18 protein-coding genes are annotated in these 18,631 nt (G+C 58.7%); 13 read left to right on the forward strand and 5 right to left on the reverse strand.

All coding sequences use genetic code 11. The features are described 5' to 3' along the window. Positions 1–157 precede the first annotated feature (157 nt). From DNI29_RS17130 to DNI29_RS17160, 7 genes are all read left to right on the forward strand, one after another. Complete coding sequence (locus tag DNI29_RS17130) at positions 158–565, forward strand: acyl-CoA thioesterase (protein ID WP_110979349.1); 408 nt, start codon at positions 158–160, stop codon at positions 563–565. A 135-nt stretch (positions 566–700) separates the two neighbouring features. Then, entirely contained in the window at positions 701–1,018 is a 318-nt protein-coding gene (locus DNI29_RS17135; RefSeq protein ID WP_110979350.1) for a hypothetical protein, read from the forward strand. Between the two features lie 153 nt (positions 1,019–1,171). Further along, on the forward strand, positions 1,172–2,752 hold the full coding sequence (locus DNI29_RS17140; RefSeq protein ID WP_110979351.1) for an NAD(P)/FAD-dependent oxidoreductase: 1,581 nt from the start codon (positions 1,172–1,174) through the stop codon (positions 2,750–2,752). 73 nt (positions 2,753–2,825) lie between these two features. Continuing rightward, positions 2,826–3,185, forward strand: coding sequence for a CoA-binding protein (locus tag DNI29_RS17145; RefSeq protein WP_110979352.1), 360 nt, complete (start codon positions 2,826–2,828; stop codon positions 3,183–3,185). A gap of 278 nt (positions 3,186–3,463) precedes the next feature. Beyond that, positions 3,464–4,051: an RNA polymerase sigma factor gene (locus DNI29_RS17150; protein WP_110979353.1), complete on the forward strand. Its 588-nt coding sequence runs from the start codon at positions 3,464–3,466 to the stop codon at positions 4,049–4,051. Next, on the forward strand, positions 4,032–4,850 hold the full coding sequence (locus tag DNI29_RS17155; protein ID WP_110979354.1) for a hypothetical protein: 819 nt from the start codon (positions 4,032–4,034) through the stop codon (positions 4,848–4,850). Before DNI29_RS17150 ends, DNI29_RS17155 begins: the two co-directional genes overlap by 20 nt. A gap of 26 nt (positions 4,851–4,876) precedes the next feature. Further along, a complete protein-coding gene (locus DNI29_RS17160; protein ID WP_110979355.1) occupies positions 4,877–6,010 on the forward strand; it encodes a porin family protein in 1,134 nt (377 codons plus the stop codon). A 235-nt stretch (positions 6,011–6,245) separates the two neighbouring features. Here DNI29_RS17160 and DNI29_RS17165 read toward each other — a convergent pair whose 3' ends face one another. Continuing rightward, on the reverse strand, positions 6,246–7,001 hold the full coding sequence (locus DNI29_RS17165; RefSeq protein ID WP_110979356.1) for a TrmH family RNA methyltransferase: 756 nt from the start codon (positions 6,999–7,001) through the stop codon (positions 6,246–6,248). Between DNI29_RS17165 and tamL the strand changes: the two genes are divergently transcribed. After that, positions 6,992–9,667 (forward strand): translocation and assembly module lipoprotein TamL, encoded by a 2,676-nt coding sequence (gene tamL / locus DNI29_RS17170; RefSeq protein WP_123823297.1) that lies wholly within the window; start codon positions 6,992–6,994, stop codon positions 9,665–9,667. The genes DNI29_RS17165 and tamL overlap by 10 nt on opposite strands. An 83-nt stretch (positions 9,668–9,750) precedes the next feature. On the opposite strand, the gene DNI29_RS17175 is transcribed toward tamL, so the two are convergent. Next, positions 9,751–11,877, reverse strand: a complete 2,127-nt coding sequence (locus tag DNI29_RS17175) for an alpha-ketoacid dehydrogenase subunit alpha/beta (RefSeq protein WP_110979358.1) — start codon at positions 11,875–11,877, stop codon at positions 9,751–9,753. Positions 11,878–12,043: 166 nt separating this feature from the next. On the opposite strand from DNI29_RS17175, the gene DNI29_RS17180 reads away from it, so the two are divergent. The 4 genes from DNI29_RS17180 (at position 12,044) to DNI29_RS17195 (ending at position 15,188) form a co-directional block, all read left to right on the forward strand. After that, entirely contained in the window at positions 12,044–12,577 is a 534-nt protein-coding gene (locus DNI29_RS17180; RefSeq protein WP_110979359.1) for a GNAT family N-acetyltransferase, read from the forward strand. Between the two features lie 101 nt (positions 12,578–12,678). Next, positions 12,679–13,509: a hypothetical protein gene (locus tag DNI29_RS17185; RefSeq protein WP_110979360.1), complete on the forward strand. Its 831-nt coding sequence runs from the start codon at positions 12,679–12,681 to the stop codon at positions 13,507–13,509. Positions 13,510–13,644: 135 nt separating this feature from the next. Continuing rightward, the gene (gene hemF, locus DNI29_RS17190) at positions 13,645–14,601 is read left to right on the forward strand and encodes an oxygen-dependent coproporphyrinogen oxidase (RefSeq protein ID WP_110979445.1); all 957 of its coding nucleotides are present in this window, start codon (positions 13,645–13,647) and stop codon (positions 14,599–14,601) included. Beyond that, positions 14,598–15,188, forward strand: a complete 591-nt coding sequence (locus tag DNI29_RS17195; RefSeq protein ID WP_110979361.1) for a phosphatase PAP2 family protein — start codon at positions 14,598–14,600, stop codon at positions 15,186–15,188. The genes hemF and DNI29_RS17195 overlap by 4 nt, the downstream gene beginning before the upstream one ends. A gap of 88 nt (positions 15,189–15,276) precedes the next feature. On the opposite strand, the gene DNI29_RS17200 is transcribed toward DNI29_RS17195, so the two are convergent. From DNI29_RS17200 to DNI29_RS17210, 3 genes are all read right to left on the reverse strand, one after another. Next, positions 15,277–15,483 (reverse strand): hypothetical protein, encoded by a 207-nt coding sequence (locus DNI29_RS17200; RefSeq protein WP_110979446.1) that lies wholly within the window; start codon positions 15,481–15,483, stop codon positions 15,277–15,279. Between the two features lie 55 nt (positions 15,484–15,538). Continuing rightward, positions 15,539–16,129: a riboflavin synthase gene (locus tag DNI29_RS17205; protein ID WP_110979362.1), complete on the reverse strand. Its 591-nt coding sequence runs from the start codon at positions 16,127–16,129 to the stop codon at positions 15,539–15,541. A gap of 138 nt (positions 16,130–16,267) precedes the next feature. Next, the gene (locus DNI29_RS17210) at positions 16,268–17,683 is read right to left on the reverse strand and encodes a sugar transferase (protein ID WP_238388130.1); all 1,416 of its coding nucleotides are present in this window, start codon (positions 17,681–17,683) and stop codon (positions 16,268–16,270) included. Positions 17,684–17,894: 211 nt separating this feature from the next. Between DNI29_RS17210 and DNI29_RS17215 the strand changes: the two genes are divergently transcribed. Continuing rightward, entirely contained in the window at positions 17,895–18,548 is a 654-nt protein-coding gene (locus DNI29_RS17215) for a protein-L-isoaspartate(D-aspartate) O-methyltransferase (protein WP_110979363.1), read from the forward strand. The last annotated feature ends 83 nt before the right edge of the window (positions 18,549–18,631 follow it).

An 18,631-nucleotide genomic window follows, 5' to 3' on the forward strand; every position in this document is an offset into this window, starting at 1 on the left:
GTTCTGCAGCGTGGGGCCGGTGGCGGCGGGTAGGGATGCGTGTGTCCGGGGCCCGCCAACGGCGGTGCGCAGCAACCCGATATAGGCCCAAACTGAGGGAAGGAGCCGTGCACTACGGCCAAAGCGAAAAGACATTCACTTTTCACTTTTGCTACCCATGCGTACCCTCGAAGAGAAAATCAGCCACGCCGAAACCCGGATCTTCAAAGCTGTATTTCCTAATACCACCAACCACTACGACACCCTATTCGGCGGCACCACCTTGCACCTCATGGACGAGGTAGCGTTTATTACCGCTACCCGGTTCAGTCGCCTTAAAATGGTAACTGTTTCCTCCGATAAGGTGGACTTTACCCACCCCATTCCCGGTGGCACCTTGGTAGAGCTGATTGGACGCGTGGAGCACGTTGGCAATACCAGCCTGAAGGTGCGCGTGGAGCTGTTTGTGGAACAGATGTATTCCGAGGACCGTCACCGGGCCGTATCGGGCCTGTTTACGTTTGTAGCCATTGATGAACAAAAACGCCCCGTACGCATCCTCGGGACCGATACCGCAGCAGTATAGACGAGTACAACTTTTTGCTGGTTTAACAAACTTGCTTTGTGCGGGTTACTGACAGACTCGGATTTTTCCGTTAGGAAACTGAACCTTTCTGTTCCAGTTCCAGGTTAGACAGGCCATTCCCCTATCTGAGCAGATATGGCAACCGACCAGCACTACACTCCCGAAATGAACGCCCGCTTGGAACAATCGTTCCGGGAAGCGGACCTCGCCCGCGAAGAACTCACTGACTCTATGGCAAACTCTGTGGCCGCTAACTGCGACCTACTCCACCACGGCCTTGTAAGCGCCAAAGGGCTGGAAATTACGACGGAAATGTACCGTCATCTGCTGGGTCAGCTCCTGCGCCATCCTTCCGGGGAAGTGCGTACGCAAGCCCTGACCTTGTTCAACGAGTCCATGGAGAAATTCTGGCCCCGTCTGCAAAGCGGTTCGTCTCAGCCCAAGGGCGAATAACCTCCGCTGCTTTACTCGCTTTTAAGTAGCCGCGTCTGGCTTCAGTGGTCTTTTATTAGGCCTGCTGAGGCCAGACGCTGTTTTTGGCTGCGTATCTTTGCAGCTCCGTAACCCCGTTACCGGTTCAAAGGCTAACTCCCTTTCACCTCTTTTATGTCGTCTCAGAAACAAGAAATTGAGCTACTGCTCCCGCCGGAGGTAGCCTACGATGAATTAGCGCGCTACCGGGCCCTGCTAGACGCCGCCGGTATGGTGCCCGGCCAGGCCGATTTTGTGCATCTGCGCAAGCGCTCCATTGATGCGCGCGGCCGCCAACCCCTGGTTCGCCTGCGGGCCGATATCTATCAGACGCCCCCGCCTACTGACCTATTTGGCCCCTGGTTTCAGTACCCTGATGTTAGCCGCGCCCGCCGCTCGGTGCTGATCGTAGGCGCGGGTCCGGCCGGTTTGTTTGCGGCTCTGCGCGCTATTGAGCTAGGTATCAAGCCTATTGTGGTAGAGCGTGGCAAAGACGTACGCACCCGCCGCCGCGACCTGGCTGCCCTCAACAAAGAGCACCTCGTAAACCCCGATTCCAACTATTGCTTCGGCGAAGGCGGCGCGGGTACCTACTCCGATGGCAAACTATACACCCGCTCCAGTAAGCGCGGCGACATTCAGCGCATCTTGCGCATTTTCGTGCAGCACGGTGCTACCCCCGATATTCTGGTGGATGCCCACCCGCACATCGGTACCAACAAGCTGCCTTATGTAGTGGCGGCCCTGCGCGAGAGTGTGCGCCAGGCTGGTGGCGAAGTCCTTTTCGATACCCGAGTCGATGACCTCATTCTGGAAAATAACCGCCTGCGCGGGGTAGTAACGGCTACCGGCGAGGCTCTGGAAGCTGATGCTGTAATTTTGGCTACTGGCCACTCTGCCCGCGACATTTACGAGCTACTGCACCGCCGGGGCGTGCTCATTGAGGCCAAGCCGTTTGCTCTTGGCGTGCGGGTAGAGCATCCGCAGGCCCTTATCGACCAGGCCCAGTACCGCCGCCAGGACCGGGGCCTGCTGCCGGCGGCCTCGTACTCACTGGTGCACCAGACGCAGTGGAAAAACCAGCAGCGCGGTGTTTTCTCGTTCTGCATGTGCCCGGGCGGCTTTATTGTGCCGGCCGCTACCTCGCCCGGCGAGGTGGTAGTGAACGGCATGAGCCCCAGTCGCCGCGACTCGCGCTTTGCCAACTCCGGCATTGTAGCCGCTGTGGAGCTGGAAGACATGGACGTACGCCAGCACGGGGCGCTAGCGGGCCTGAAGTTTCAGCAGGAAATAGAGCAGCGTGCCTGCCGCTTGGCCGGCAACACCCAGCTGGCTCCCGCTCAGCGCCTCGGCGACTTCCTAAAAAGCAAAGTGTCGCCGGAGCTGCTGGAAACCAGCTACCAGCCAGGCCTTGTGTCGGTGCCCATGGACAAGGTATTGGGGCCGGCGCTGGCAGAACGTTTGCGCCAAGGTTTCCAGAACTTCGGCCGCAAAATTCCGGGCTACGCCACCAACCTGGCCCAGATAGTGGGGGTAGAAAGCCGCACCTCCTCCCCCGTTCGCATCCCCCGCGACCGTGACACCTTGCAGCACCCGGAGGTACAGGGCTTGTTCCCGTGCGGGGAAGGCGCAGGCTACGCGGGTGGCATCGTGTCGGCGGCCATGGATGGCGAGCGGTGCGCGGAAGCGGCTTTTGCAGCCATCGGTGCGAAATAATCGTTATAAGGAGAAATCATTCTTCTGCTTTTCTTCGCTCCGCTTCTGGAGAAGAAGGGCAAACTTCCTTCCTATGAAAAAGACCCTTGTGTTGGGGGCCACCGATAACCCCTCCCGCTACGCCTACCGTGCCGTTCATCAGCTCAAAAGCCACGGCCACGAGGTAGTGCCCGTGGGCATCCGCAAAGGCCAGGTAGCCGGCCTCGATATTCACACGGACCGCCCTACGGCCGAAGGCATTGACACCGTAACCCTCTACGTAGGTCCGCAAAACCAGCCCGGCTGGTACGACTACATCCTGGACCTGAACCCCAAGCGCATTATCTTCAACCCCGGCACCGAAAACCCGGAATTGGAGGAACTGGCCCAGCAGCGCGGAATTCGTACGGAGGAAGCCTGCACGTTGGTCATGCTCTCCGTAGGTAATTACTAGGTAGGGTTCCCTACCCCCGGTTTTAGCTAAAGCCCCGGTACCTTGGGTATCGGGGCTTTTTTGCAGTACGGCTTTCAATCATCTATTTCAGACAGCCTTCGGGTTTTAGCTGCACATGCCGGACTGAATTACACAATTTTCTTTGCTGATTATCAGCATTATTCCAGCTTCTTTGGAGTAACAAGAACATTTTTTCACTTCCCAGGCAACCCCTACCCCTCGCTTTCCATCTAGCCCCTCAAACGCCCTGATTTGATCTGAACCTTACTCCTCCTTCCGTGACTGATGCTGACCTCATAGCCGCCTGCCGCCAAGGGAGCAGTCGGGCCCAGAAGCTGCTCTATGAGCGGTTTGCCGGGCTGATGCTCTCCGTGTGCATGCGCTATCTGCGGCGGCGCGAAGACGCGGAAGAAGCCCTGATTGTAGGGTTCACCAAAGTATTCCGGGCCCTGGATCAGTACCGGCACGAGGGCTCCTTTGAGGGCTGGATTCGGCGGATTGTAGTGAATGAAGCCCTGGGCATGCTGCGGCGTAAAGAGCCCCTGCATCTGGCCATTGAGGACTTGACCTACGAAACGCCCGCTACCCCAGCCGAAGCCGAAAGCCGCCTGAACGCCGACGATATGCTGGCCCTGCTGGCTGAGCTGCCGGCCGGCTACCGGACCGTTTTTAACCTGTACGCCCTGGAGGGCTACACCCACCCCGAAATCGGCGAGCTGCTCGGTATTTCGGAGGGCACCAGTAAGTCGCAGCTCAGCAAGGCCCGGGCCATGCTCCAGCGCCGCCTCGCGGTAGCCAACGCCCAAGCCCAGCCGGCCTCCTCCACCCACACCCCGAAAGAACTGTATGCAACCGGAAGATATTGATAAGCTGTTCCGCGAGCGGCTGCAGGGCCACGCGCCTACCCCGCCCGCCTTCCTCTGGTCCGAAATTGAAGCCGAGATTCAGCCCCGCCGCAAACGCCCCGTGCTGTGGCTGGCCGCGGCGGCCGTGGCCCTGCTCACGCTGCTGGGCGGCGCGTGGTGGGTGCTGACGGGTAGCAACCCCAGCCGCCCTGGCACCACCGAAATGGCAGCCAACACGGCCCGCTCTGCACCTAAGGCCTCTACAGAAAATATTTCTAATCCTCAGGCAACTCCTACCCCCGCTTCTTCATCTAGCCTCCCAGAAGCCCAGGCCAATAAGCCAGCCGCCGTAGTGGCCACTACGGCACCTTCTCCCGAAACCCGGTCTGCGGGTGTACAACCAGACCCCGTTTTGGAGAGCCGCCGGCCCGCCCGGCCCCAGGCTTCGGTGCCGGCGCCCCGCCAGCTAGCCCTGGCCAGCGCCCCCGCCGCTACGCAGCCTGCCCCTACCGCTACTACCCCCGCCCGCGCTACGCTTCCGGAGCGTACGCCCGATCCGGAGCTAGCCCGCCCAACGGAGCTGCCCACCGCTACCGTGGCCCTTACGGGTCCAATTGAGGTGGAAGTACGCCCCGGTACGGAAGCCGCCGCGCTGGCTGCTGAGCCGGCTCGTCGGCCCCGCCTGACTTCGCTGCTCCGGCAGGCCCGTAACGCCGTGAAGGGCGAGCGGGTAAGCCTCACGGAGGCCGGGCTGCCGGAATCGGTGACGGTACAGGCCCACGTAGCGGGCCGCACGCTCACCAAAACCATCCAACTCTAACTCTCCCGCTTTACGCGCTTTTTATCATGAAACGCATTTTCGCTCTCCTCGCCTTTCTGCTGATGGGTTTGGCCTCGCAGGCTGCCTCGCGCCCCGGCAACGATGACACCATTCTGGTGAAGCTCCCCAACCAGGCCACCATGACGCTCTACGTCAAGGATAAAGCCCAGCTCCGGCAGATGCGCCAGTACAAGCTCGACTCACTATTGGTGCTGCTTGATGCCTACATAACCCAGGCTGAGGCGGCCGGTAAAAACTCCAAATCGGAGCAGGTGACCATGGAGTTCTACCCTGCCAAGGAGCAGCCCGGCAAAAAAGTACCCGAGCAGATTCGCATTACAGTACGCAATGAGAATGGCACCCAAACCAAATCAACAGAACGCGTTGATGTAGTGCTAGGCCGTGCCTTCGGGGTATCGGTGGTGGAAAAGAAAGAAGGGGAAGATGGCCACATCACCGTCACGACCAGCTCCGTTTCTGACTCGGCTCGCCAAGCCCAGCGCAAAGCCCGCGACGAACAACGCGCTAACCGGGCCGTGCGCAGCAACTTCAACATTGACCTGGGCCTGAACACGCTGGTAAACCGTGAAACGCCCGTGGGTGGCGAGAACTTCGACCTGCGACCCATCGGCTCCCGCTACCTCAGCCTGAACTGGCACTACGATATTCGGGTAGGCAAAAAAGGTTCGCCTTTCCACTTGGTTACAGGTCCCGAGCTCTCCTTCAACAACTACATGCTGGACAAAAACAACCAGTTCTTTGATGTAGATGGCCGCACCATCATCCGCAAGAACCTGGAAACCCCCAACCGAGAGCTGCAAAAGAGCAAGCTGGCTGTTTCCAGCATCAACCTGCCCCTGATGCCCGTACTGGACTTTAAAAACAAAAAAGGCCGCGACGCTTTCCGCATCGGTGCCGGCGGGTTTGTAGGCTACCGCTTGGGCTCCCACACCAAAATCAAGTACGAGGAGGAGGGCAACACCAAGAAAGACAAGGACCGCGGCAGCTACAACCTGGCCGACTTCCAGTACGGCCTGCAAGGCACTATCGGCATCCGCCGCATCGACCTCTTCGCTAAGTACAACCTCAACGACACGTTCAAGGAAAACCGCGGCCCCCAGGCCCAAACCCTGAGCTTCGGCATCTCCTTGCTGCAATAAGTGGTGAAATAGTGAGGCGGTGAGTGTCATGGCGAGGACGCAACACGAAGAGACCTTTCCTCACTCTGTAACAAGCCTAGATAAGCGACAAGCCCTTACTTCCGTGCTGGAAGTAAGGGCTTGTCGCTTTAGAAGGGGTAGTACATTGCCCGGGACGGATTGACACTGTTTGATACGCGGAATGTCCTGCATCCTCATAAGGACCGCCTGAACAGCAACTCACCACTTCACTCACTTACTCATTCACCACGTGCCGGTAGAAGTTGTCCAGCAGGATAGCCGCCGAAACAGCTACGTTCAAGCTTTCGGCCTGGCCGCGACCGGGAATGTGCAGGCGCTGGGTCAGGCAGGCTTCTACGGGGGGCGTGAGACCGTGGCTTTCGCTACCCATTACCAGTACGCCGGTAGGCTGAAGGGTTAGGCGGTGCACGTTGTCGCCGTGCAGGTCGGCGCCATACACGGGTAGTTCGGGGGGTAGGGAGCTCAGCCAAGCCGGCAACTCACGCTGCCACACGGGCACGCGGGTGAAGGAGCCCATAGTCGCTGACACGGTTTTAGGAGCCCAGGGGTCGGCGCAGGTATCCGAGCAGATTACGCCAGCCAGCCCGTACCAGTCGGCCAGTCGGATCAGGGTGCCCACGTTGCCGGGGTCCCGAACTTCATCCAGGGCCAGAAAAAGCTGTCCAGCCGTAGGGGTTAGGGGCTTTTCCTGGGGTAGGCGGGCCACGGCCAGGGCTGTGTTGTTGGTACTGAGCGTGCCCAGGCGGGTCAGTTCGTCCTCCGATACGACATCAACTGGTAGGCCCGCCGGAATTTCCTGCCGGATTTTCTCACCGAATTCAGACGTAACGATGAGGCGTTCCGTTAGAATCCCGGAACTTAGCAGCTCCCGGACGCTTTTGCCGCCTTCCACGAGGAAGGCACCGTGCCGGATTCGGTACTTCTTCAGGTGCAGCGCGTGCACGTATTTCGCTACTGCTTTTGAAACCATATTCGCCAATTAACGGTCAGGGGCCCATCCAGGGCCTTTTTTCAGATAAAAACGTGGCGCGTGTAGCGCTGGGCAGCCTCTTGCTAGCAGGCAGCCTCAGCAGCTGCTCGCCCCTACGCCTGCTCAAGCCAGGCCAGCGCCTGCTCAGCCGCGTGAAGGTAGAAGGCACCAAAAAGGCCGATGCCGAGCGCCTGCAGGCATTGGTCCAGCAAAAGCCCAACAGCACCTTTCCGCTGCCAAAGGTAGCCATCTACCAGCTAGGCCGCTCGTTTTATAACCCCGAGCGCCTGCAACGCAAGCTGGATGAGGAGCGCACTGAGTTTGACCAGCTGATTAAAACCGCCGGCACCGACTCGGCGGAGGTAGGCAAGCTGCTCTCGAAGCGCGAGCGGCACGTGCAGCGCCACCAGCTGGCTCTCGACAAGGGCAACGCCATCATGCGCTTGGGTGAGCCTCCGGTTATCTACGATTCGTCGCTAACAGCTACCTCCGTAGAGCAGCTGGGTACTTTTCTGAAATCGAAGGGCTTTTTCCGGAGCACAGTTTCCGCTACTGATACCGTGCCTACCCGGCAGTTCGCGCCCTTCCGCATCTTTACCCTTCGCTCGCCTTTCCACGCCGATTCGCAGCGGGTAACGGTGGTATACCGTATCCACGAGGGACCGGCCTTCCACTACTCCCAGCTCGACTACGACATTGCCGACACCGCTATTTCGCGGCGGGTACTGGCCTCGCAGCCCCAGAGCCTGCTCCGGGTGGGTAGCCAGTACGATGAGGAGCAGATTGGAGCCGAACGCAACCGGATTGAGGACCTGCTGAAAAACCAGGGCTACTTTGATTTCCGTCAGCAATACATTACCCTGGAGGCCGATACCAGCTTTGCGCCCACCAGCGTGCGGTTGCGGACTATCATTTCCAAGCCCACGCGCGGGGAACAGCATCGCCTCTATACGGTGCGCCGGGTGAGCTTCATTACCGATGCCGGCCTTGTGCGCTTCGGGCAGCAGCGCGACACCATCATCCGCGACTCAGTTTACTACCTAGCCTACAAGCACAAGTTCAGTACCCGGACCCTGGACCGCAAGCTGGCCGTGCGTCCCGGTAGCGCCTACAGCGTCACGAACACCCAGCTGACCCAGCGCCAGCTCTCGAACCTGGACATGTTCCGGTTTAATACCGTCACGTACCGGCGCGTGCGCGGGGCCGAAGCACCAGCTGACTCCACTCGTGGCCTGCTGGATGCTACCGTTAATGCTTCGCCGGCCAAGAAATTCCAGGAAACCTCGGAGTTTGGAGGCACCTACGTGGCCCAGCAGGTAGGCCCCTTTGGCAACGTCCGGCTCAAGATTCGGAACGTATTTGGCGGGGCCGAGCTGCTGGAGTTTGGCGTGCGGGCCGGCTTTGAAGGGCAGTATAGCGTGGTGGGCAATGTAGGCGATGTAACCAGGCGCAGTGAGCTCACTACCCAGCTGGGAGCCAACATGAACCTGATTCTGCCGCAGTTTCTGCTGCCTTGGCGCTCGGGCCGTTTCCTAAGCCAATACAACCCGCGCACCCGCTTTAATGCTACCTACACCTACGTGCAGCGCCCGGACTACACCCGCACGAACGTGGAGGGTACGCTCGACTACATCTGGCAACGCTCGGCCTTTCACCAGTACGTACTCACCCCCTTTGATGTCAGCGTAATTCGCACGGCTAAGATTGACCCCGATTTTGCGGGCTACCTCCAACAGCTGCTGATCCGCCAGGGCTCTCCGCTCTACCGCAGCTTCGATAACTTATTTGTTCCCAGCTTTAACGCTACCTCCCTCTACAACTCTAACGATTTCAACGAAACCCGCGATGCGCGCTACCTGCGCCTGTTCGCGGAGGTAGGCGGCTTGACTCGTAGATTTTATCAGCCGAACACATTGGAGAATGATCCGGAGAACCTGAGAAATAATAAGCTGAAAATCTACGATTTCGCCAAGCTCACGGCCGACTACCGCCGCTATCATAAGCTAGGGCCCGAAACGTACTTTGTGTACCGTTTGGCCGGGGGCGTAGCGGCGGCGCTTACCTCTACGCGCATTCAAAACGAGGTAACAAAACAGATTGACAAGTCCTACCTGATTCCCTACGATAAGTACCTGTTCGCTGGGGGTAGCTCCAGCGTGCGGGCCTGGAAGCCCCGCCGCCTAGGAGTTGGGTCTTTCACCCAGTATAAGCTGAACCCAGATGATCCTTCACAAGAGCTGCTGGACGAAAACGATAAAAAAATACGTGACTATGACTTGGAGCAGCCTGGCGAGCTGCTGCTTGAAGGCAACCTAGAGTTTCGGTTTCCGGTGTATAGCTTCCTCAAGGGTGCGGTGTTCACAGATTTTGGCAACGTCTGGATTATTCGCAATCAGCCTATTGACCCCAACCAGACCCAAACCCAACGGGATCAGCAGCAGCAGCGACAGCGAGAATCTACTTTCCGTTTCAACAACTTCTACCGGAAATTCGCGATAGGCTCGGGCATCGGCTTCCGCTTCGATTTCACCTTCCTGATTCTGCGCCTCGATGTGGCAACAAAAATCTATGATCCGACCGCACCGGACAGCAAATGGGTCATCCGTAAGTTCAGCCTGGCCGAAGACCAGACGGCGTTCAACCTGGGCATCGGCTACCCCTTCTAACAATTCAAAATCAGCTCCTATCATGGAAAGAGCCGCAACACTGCAGTGTTGCGGCTCTTTCCATGATAGGAGCTGATTTTGAATTAATAAGCTAGCAATTCCTGCAGGGCAGTACTCACCTTCTCAGGGTTGGGAAGCATCTGCTTTTCCAACTCCACGTTGAGGGCAATGGCGGGAAGGTTGGCGGCGCCCAGCGTAAATACTGGCGCATCAAGCTGGCGGAAGCAGTGGCGCTGAATACGGCCAGCCAAGCTTTCAGCAAATGAATTCAGCAGGGGCTCCTCGGTGAGCACCAGGGCTTTGCCGTGGCGGCGCACGGCGGCCTGCACAGCTTCCCAGTCGAGCGGATTGAGAGTACGCAGGTCCAGAACTTCTACCTGGCCGGGGAACTGCCGGCTGGCCGTTTTGGCCCAGTGCACGCCCATACCGTAGGTGATAACCACGCAGGTCTCGCCGTTGCGCAGCTTGGTGGCATCGGCCTGCTGCGCTACGGCGGCTTTGCCCAGCGGAATAACGTAGCCAGGGGCTGGCTCGATGGTTTTGGCGTCTTCGGTGCCAGGCACTTTGCTCCAGTACAGGCCTTTGTGTTCCAGCAGCACCACGGGATTGGGGTCAAGGAAGGCCGAGCGTAATAGGCCTTTCATATCGGCGGCATTGCTGGGGTACACCACCTTAATGCCCCGGATGGTGAGCAAAGTGCTTTCTACGGAACCTGAGTGGTAGGGCCCGCCGCCCCCGTAGGCGCCCACTGGCACCCGAATCAGGCTTTGCACCGGGAACTTGCCGTTGGAGAGGTAACACGATTTGCTCAGTTCCTCTACCAGCTGGTTGAGGCCGGGCCAGATGTAGTCGGCAAACTGAATTTCGACAATGGCCTTGGCGCCCACGGCACTCATGCCGGCCGTGCTGCCCACAATATAGGCTTCCTGGATGGGCGTATTGAACACGCGGGCGTCGCCGTACTTTTTGGCCAGCAAGGCTGCTTCGCGGAACACGCCGCCCAGCTCCCCGCCTACGTCCTGGCCGTAGAACAAAGCCTCTGGAAACTCACGCAGGATATCATCCACGGCGTGCAGGGCCGCATCCACCATCAACGCTTTATCAGCGCCGGCGGGGCTCCGCTCGCCGGTTTCCTCGGTTACGGCCGGGGGTGCAAACTCGTGGTCGGCAAAGGTGGCCGGGTCGGGGTTGGGGGCAGCCAAGGCGCGCTCATAGTCGGCCAGCACGGTGGCACGGGCCTGGGCGCCCAATTCCTCCAGATCGGCTTCCTCGAAACCTAGCTCCAGGAGCTGCTGATGAAAGCGGGGCAGCGGGTCTTGCAGGGTGTGTTGGGCCAGATTGTCGCCGCGGTACCACTCGCGCCGCACGCCGCTGGTGTGGTGACCCAGCAAAGGGCATTTGGCGTGCACCAGCACCGGGCCGCGCCGCTGGCGCACGTACTCGGTGGCTTGCTGCATACCAGCGTAGCTGGCCAGGAAATCGGCCCCATCGAACTGCAGACGGTGCAGGCCTTTGAAGCCAGCTGCAAACTCATAGGCATCCATGGCGCGCATCTCCCGGCTGGTAGCTGAAATGCCCCAGTCGTTGTCCTGCACCAGGTAGATAATGGGCAGCTGGTGCAGCACGGCCATCTGCAGGGCTTCGGCCACTTCGCCTTCGGTCATGGCCCCGTCGCCGATGGAACAGAGCACTACTGGTGGTACCGGGGGGGTAGCAACGGGCGCACCCGAGCCTTTGGGCGTCAGCCCCTGCCCTTCCAGGTACTTAATGCCGTGGGCTACGCCAGTGGCCGGAATGGCCTGCATGCCGGTGGCCGAGCTTTGGTGCGGAATAGTAGGCTGCCCTGGCCGCCGCAGCGAGGGGTGACTATAGTACGTACGGCCACCCGAGAAAGGGTCGTCGCGCTTCGCCATAAGCTGTAGCATCAGCTCGTAAGGGGCTACCCCCATACCCAGCAGCAAGGCATCATCGCGGTAGTAAGGAGCAGCGTAGTCGTGGGGCGTGAGGTGGAAAGCGGCGGCCAGCTGAATGGCCTCGTGGCCACGGGCCGTGGCGTGCACGTAGCGAGCCGTAACGGCCTTGTTTTCTTCGTAGAGACGCGCCAGCTCGTCGGCCGTGCGCATCAGCTGGTAAGCTCGGCGCAGGGTTTCGCGGTTGGGGCGGGAGGTAGCAAAGTCGGGTTCCAGGGTCGGGGCGGGTTGCGTGAACATGGATGGTGGGTGGGTTGGTCCGGCGAAATTACGGGTTCGGCGGTAAGTAAGGGGTAGGAGCTTGCGGGCCACAAGACTTTCTGTGGGCACAAACCATCAAACCTCAATTCTGCTTCCCTTGGACCCACTTTTTCTTCCATCTTCTTATTCGTCTTACCTTCGCCTCATGCTCCCTGCTCCCCTCCTCTCCGCCGCCACCGAGGCCGACCTGCCCGAGTTACTACCCCTGGTAAACCGCGCCTACCGCGGCGATGCTTCCCGCCAGGGCTGGACCACGGAAGCCCACCTCCTGGACGGACAGCGCACTGACCCCGACGATTTGCGGGAACTGCTCCACGCGCCGGGCACTACCTTCCTGCTGGCCCGCAACCCGGCCGGCCAACTGTTGGGCAGCGTCTATCTGAAAAACCAGTCGCCCGATCTTTACCTAGGTATGCTCTCCGTGGAGCCCATGCAGCAAGCCCAGGGCCTGGGCAAGCACCTGCTGGCCGCGGCCGAAGCCCACGCCCGGCAGCTGGGCTGCACCAGCATCCTGATTTCAGTTATTTCGGTGCGGGCGGAGCTGCTGGCCTGGTACGAGCGCCACGGCTTCCGGCGCACCGGCGAAACGGCGGCCTTCCCCACCGATACTCGCTTTGGCATTCCGCGCCAGCAGCTGGAGCTGTTGTTGTTAAGGAAAGAGTTAGTAAAGTATAAATAGAAAAACACAGTTTCAGGAAGAAGTATTTATCAATCCATGAAGTATCAGCTACTACTTCCGCTACTTCTCGGTACAGCATCCTGCTCAACTAAGTCTGAAAGGTGGCGGAAGCAGCGAGTGCTACCCCCCAGCAAAAAGCGCAGGTTCAACAGGCAGAATACTTTACGAACCCTCCTTTTCGCTCCTTTAGCTACCAAGGAAAGTTCTATCCTTCTTTTCTTTCGCCGGCCACAATCAGCGTCCGCATTAACAGGCAGGGCATAGGCCGGATACACCTCACGGTATACAACCGCACCGATACGCTACAACCAGTTGTTTTTGCGGATAGTGCGTTCTTGTCGGAGCAGCAGATGCGACGGTTCTACGGTGCGCTCGATAGTGCGGCGGTGCTCACCATGACGCGAGTTCCGCAAACTGGCACTGATGGTATAACTGTTGTAAACCAGATAGCGCAGGATAAGGCCCATCATACAGTTAATTTCTGGTCGCCGCGCAAGGCAAATTACCCGCGGGAGCATCGGGTAGTGGAAGCCGTTCTAGGGGTGGCTCGCCACAGTTTTACTACTGTACAGCAGCAGGAGTACTTTGAGCGATTGGAGCAGTATTTCGATTTTGGTCTTCCCTGTCGGGTAACAAGCACAGACCCTTACGAGGTTAGAATTTACGGCAACTTGTCTTCTAACGAGGAGGCCGTCCTAACCAGGTTTGTGCAGGCGTTGCCCTCCGACGTGCCCATCCTAGTTGACATGACCAACTTTGAGGGCATGGGAACCATGTTTTATCCCTTATTCCGCAGCTTGCTTACGCGCAACCACCGCGTGATGTGGCTACCATCGGTTGAGGCAGCAAAACAACTGGAGGAAATTGGGGTAGCTAAAAGCCACCTGGCAACCAGCGGGGAGGAAGCACGGAAAGCTCTGCAGCATTGGTAAGGTAGCACCCAGTTCGCCAACGTGTTTCAACCCCCGACAGAACCCTTACCTTTGCGCCTCTTGAATTTTTGCGGCACTGTCTGGCGCTTTCCGTTCGCTCGCTGTAGTGCCGTGTTGGTGCCTGAACTCTTCAGCATGACTACTTCTCCTTCTGATTTTCCCGTTGCGGATACCCAGCCCCGCCACCGCGACACGGTGGAGCACTGGATGCGCCAGTTTCAGGACTGGCTATGCCAGCAGCTAGAAGCTGCCGACGGAATGGGCCGCTTCCAGGAAGATGCTTGGCAGCACCACAGCGGAGGCGGGGGCCGCTCCCGCGTACTAACGGGGGGCCGGATTATCGAGAAAGGCGGCGTCAACTTCTCGGCCGTGGAAGGCACCATGAGTGAGCAGGCGGCCCGCGTGCTGCTCATGCCCGACCCCAGCTATTTTGCCACCGGTGTATCGGTGGTGCAGCACCCACGCAGCCCCCTGGTGCCCATTTCCCACATGAACGTGCGCTACTTCGAGGCTGCCAACGGCGAGGCCTGGTTTGGAGGCGGGCTGGACCTAACTCCTATTTACGTGAATGTAGAGCAGGCCCGCTGGTTTCATGAGCAGATTGCGGAGGTCTGTGCCCAGCACGATGCTACCTACTACCCTCGCTTTAAGCAATGGGCCGATGAGTACTTCTTCCTGCCCCACCGCCAGGAAACCCGCGGTGTTGGAGGGCTGTTCTTCGACCGCCTTGCCGTGGGTAAGGAGGGTTCCTTCGATGAGCTTTTCGCCTTTGTGCGTGCTGTGGGCGAAGTGTATGGCCGCACGTACGTAACGCTGATGCGCCAAAACGCGGCCCTACCCTACACTGAGGCCCAAAAGCAGTGGCAGCTGGTGCGCCGCGGCCGCTACGCTGAGTTTAATCTGGCCTTCGATCGGGGCACTCGCTTTGGCCTAGAAACCGGAGGCCGCACCGAGAGCATCCTGATGAGTCTGCCGCCCCAGGCCGAGTGGCACTACAACCTGCAACCCCAGCCCGGCTCGCCCGAAGCCGCTACCCAACAGTGGCTCCAAAAGGGCATCGACTGGCTTACTGACCCTCCTACAACCGCTTGATCGAGCATCTTCAATCCCTGGACCGTTGGCTGCTGCTAGCCGCCAACTCGCACCACTCGCGCAAGCTAGATGCGTGGATGGTTTTTTTTTCGGAGCGGTTCGTGTGGTTTCCGGCCTACTTCGTGCTGGTGGTGGTGCTCGTTTACCTCTACCAGCGCCGGGCCTTGCTCATCCTGCCCCTGCTGGGCCTGAGTGTGGCCCTGGCCGATGGCATTTCCAGCCGGCTATTTAAACCTTACTTTGCCCGGCTGCGCCCCTGCCACGACGCTACCCTCTCAACTACCCTGAATCTGGTAAATGGCTGCGGCGGGCAATTCGGGTTCTTGTCATCTCACGCCGCCAACTCCTTTGCGCTGGCCGTTTTTATGGGTTTGCTGCTCCCTTCCCGCTACCGGGTAGCCAAGGTGATGCTCTTTATATGGGCAGCGTTGGTAAGCTACAGCCGCATGTACCTAGGGGCGCATTACCCCTCCGATGTGCTTGCGGGCGCTTTGCTTGGCTCCGGTACGGCCTGGGCCTGCGTAACTGCTTACCAGCGCTTGGCCCCGCGCTGGTGGCCAACAAATGAGCCTGTCATGTCGGTTTAAGCTCCTTATTTATTCCAAGTTCCTACCCCAATCACACACGAAAAGCCCCTACAGGATGTCCTGCAGGGGCTTTTCTATTTCTTGTGAACTACTTTTTGCTGGCGGGCTTGCGGTTGCCGGTGTGGCCGTCGCCGTGGTCACCCTGGCCGGGCTTGCTGGTTATCTGGGAGTTGTGCCGGTCGTCCTGGGACAGGGAACGGTTCAGGTCCACATTGCTGGTAAACTCGCCCTTTTCGTTGCGGCGCACGTAGCGCTTGTCGCCGGGCGTAGGCTCTATTAATTCGCGTTTCGACATGACGTTCAGCGGGTAGGTACTCTGATTCATACGCAACCCCTAACGCCCGGTTGGCTTATTTACCCAGCAATTTCGCCACATACTTGCCTACAATATCAAATTCCAAATTCACCCGGTGGCCGGGGCGCAGGTCCTGGAACGTGGTGTGCTCGTAGGTATAGGGAATGATGGCTACTGAAAAGCCGTCGTCGGTGCTGTTGAAGCACGTCAGGCTGGTGCCATTGATGCAGATAGAGCCTTTCTCCACGGTTACGCGACCGGGGCCGGGCTCGTGGCGGAAGCGAAACAGCCAGGAACCATTCTGGTCTTCTACCGCTTCGCACTCGGCCGTGAGGTCCACGTGGCCCTGCACAATGTGCCCATCAAACCGTCCGTTGGCTGATAAGCACCGCTCCAGGTTTACCAGGCGTCCCGGCGCCCACTGGCTCAGGTTGGTTTTCTGCAGCGTTTCATCAATAGCCGTAACCACGTGGGTGCCGGCTGCTGCATCCACGGCCACTACCGTCAGGCATACGCCATCGTGGGCCACGCTCTGGTCGATTTTTAGCTCCGAGGCAAAGCCGGAAGCCACCGTGAAGTGAATATTGGTACCCTCCCGTCGCACATCTTGAATGGTGCCCAGGGTTTCAATAATGCCAGTAAACATGGGTTCGTTTGAGTTATGAAGTAAGAATTATAGGGTAGCAACCCTGTTCATTCGGTTTTCTAGTAACAGGAAATATGAGTGAGGTGAGCCATTGATTAACCCATACTCATACTGCTTAACCCATAATTCAAAAAGCAGTTATTTTCCCCGGCCCTCAATAATGATTTTCAGGGTGTAGAGCAGAACCCGGAAATCCATAGCCAGGCTCATGTTTTCGATATAGAGGATATCGAATTTGAGACGCTCCACCATTTGCGGTACCGTTTCGGCGTAGCCGTACTTTACCTGACCCAAACTGGTGAGGCCCGGCCGCACGCGGTGCAGATGGCGGTAGTGGGGGGCCAACTCCATAATCTGGTCGATGAAAAACTGTCGCTCTGGCCGGGGGCCTACCAGGCTCATGTCGCCCCTGATAACATTCCAGAACTGCGGTAGTTCATCGAGCCGCACCTTGCGCATAAACCGCCCCCAGGGCGTAATGCGGGGGTCGTGGTCGGAGCTAAGCGCGGGACCCTGTTTCTCGGCATCTACGTACATAGACCGGAACTTATAGATGCGAAACGGGTGGGCGTGCCGACCAATACGCTCCTGGGAGTAAAATACAGGCCCCGGCGAAGACAGCTTCACCATAACCGCCGTGAAGGCATATACCGGCCAGGCAAGCAGCAGGAATAGGACCGAAAGCACTACATCGAGCAGACGCTTGAGCACCCGCTGCCAGGGCGGCAGCAGGTCTTGCTTTATTTCAATGAGTGGGGTGCCGAAAACGTGGCTGACTTTCACCGAGCCCAGCAGCATCTGATACAAATCGGGCAGAATGCTGACCCGGGCGGGCGTACCTTCCAGCAGCGTCAGAATCTCTTGAATGGTGCGGTGCTCGGAAGGCTCAATAGCAATAATTACCTGCTCAATATCCAGCACCCGAACAAGGGCCGGGAGGCGGCGGTAAGAGCCGCGGGCAGGCAACTCGGCGGCTAGGGTTTCATCTACTACCTCGCCCAGGGGCGTAAACCCTACCAGCTGTAACCCTAGGTGGCGGCCGGTGCGGCGCAGTTCCTGGTACGTATCCAGGGCCAGGGCCCCGGAGCCCACCAGCAGTGTATTGAACGTAATAACGCCTCCGCGCACAAGCCGCTGCACACTACTGATAGCCCACACCCGCAGCACGGCCGTCAGGGTGAAGTGTAGCAGAAAGTAAGCTGAAATGGTTTTGTAGTAGCTGTGGTAGTTCTGCACCCCTTCATCATCAAGTAGCAACACGAAGAAGATGATGATGGCCCCCAGCACCGATACCTGCCCCAGCCGGATTAGCTCAGCCAGGCGCGACTTGCGGAAAATATCATTGTACTCGCCCATTAGGGCGTACAGTACGGTCCAGAAAGCACCAATCATCAGCGCCGAGCCGGAAAGGAAAGCGGCATCGGCAGCAAACTGATAATCGACGTCGATTTCCTGCAGCAGATACTTGCGCAGCAGAAAAAAGCACATCCACGCCACTAAAGCCGCTCCGAAGTCGGCTGCTATCAGCTTCAGTTTTTGGAAAGTACGAATCAAGAGTAAGTAAACTATCCGGTCCGGCCGGCAATCAACGTAATTTTATGGGGCTAATGCCGTAATTTCGCGCTCCATTTAAGATTCAGGGCCTCGATGGGTCCCGCTGTTCGGAGTCGCGTAAAGGTAGGAATTACCCGCAATCTGCGCCGAAGCCCGTCTTTCCTTTGCCCGACCTACCCAGCCACCCGCCGTGGCTGTTTGCTACCCCCTTATGCAAGCCGATACGTACCGTCATCGAGGATTGCGCCGCACGCTGGTTGAGGAGCTGCGCCGCAAGGGCATCCGCGACGAGCGGGTGCTGACGGCCATCGGCACAGTACCGCGCCACCTGTTTTTTGAGGCCGCTTTTCAGCCCCACGCCTACCAAGATAAGGCGTTTCCCATCGGCGAAGGCCAGACCATTTCGCAACCCTACACCGTTGCCTACCAGACCGAGCTACTGCAGGTACGCCCCGGCGAGCGGGTGCTGGAAATCGGAACGGGCTCGGGCTACCAATGCTGTGTGTTGCTGGAGCTGACGACGCAGGTATTCAGCATTGAATACAATCCCGTGCTGTTCGAGCGCACGGCCCGCCGTTTGGCCGCCCTGCACCGCCCCGCCCACCTGTTCTGCGGCGACGGCTCCTTGGGCTTGCCCCAACACGCCCCTTTCGATAAGATTCTGGTTACGGCCGGTTCTCCTGCCTTACCGCGCCCTCTGCTGCGCCAGTTGCGGGTAGGCGGCTCCCTGGTAATTCCCGTCGGGGATGAGCAAACCCAGCGCATGGTGCGCGTGGTGCGCGAAAGTGAAGAGGAGTTTTCGCGCCAGGTGCTAGAAGAATTCCGCTTCGTGCCCCTGCTGGGCCAAGCGGGCTGGAATAAGTGAAATGGAAACATGGTGAGTTTGCTGTTTTAACTGCGCAGCTCCGCGCATACTTCCTGTCAAACTTGACCTCTCACTATTTCACC

Origin of the sequence: Hymenobacter sediminis, from assembly GCF_003231285.1 — a bacterium.
Classification (GTDB): Bacteria; Bacteroidota; Bacteroidia; order Cytophagales; family Hymenobacteraceae; genus Hymenobacter; species Hymenobacter sediminis.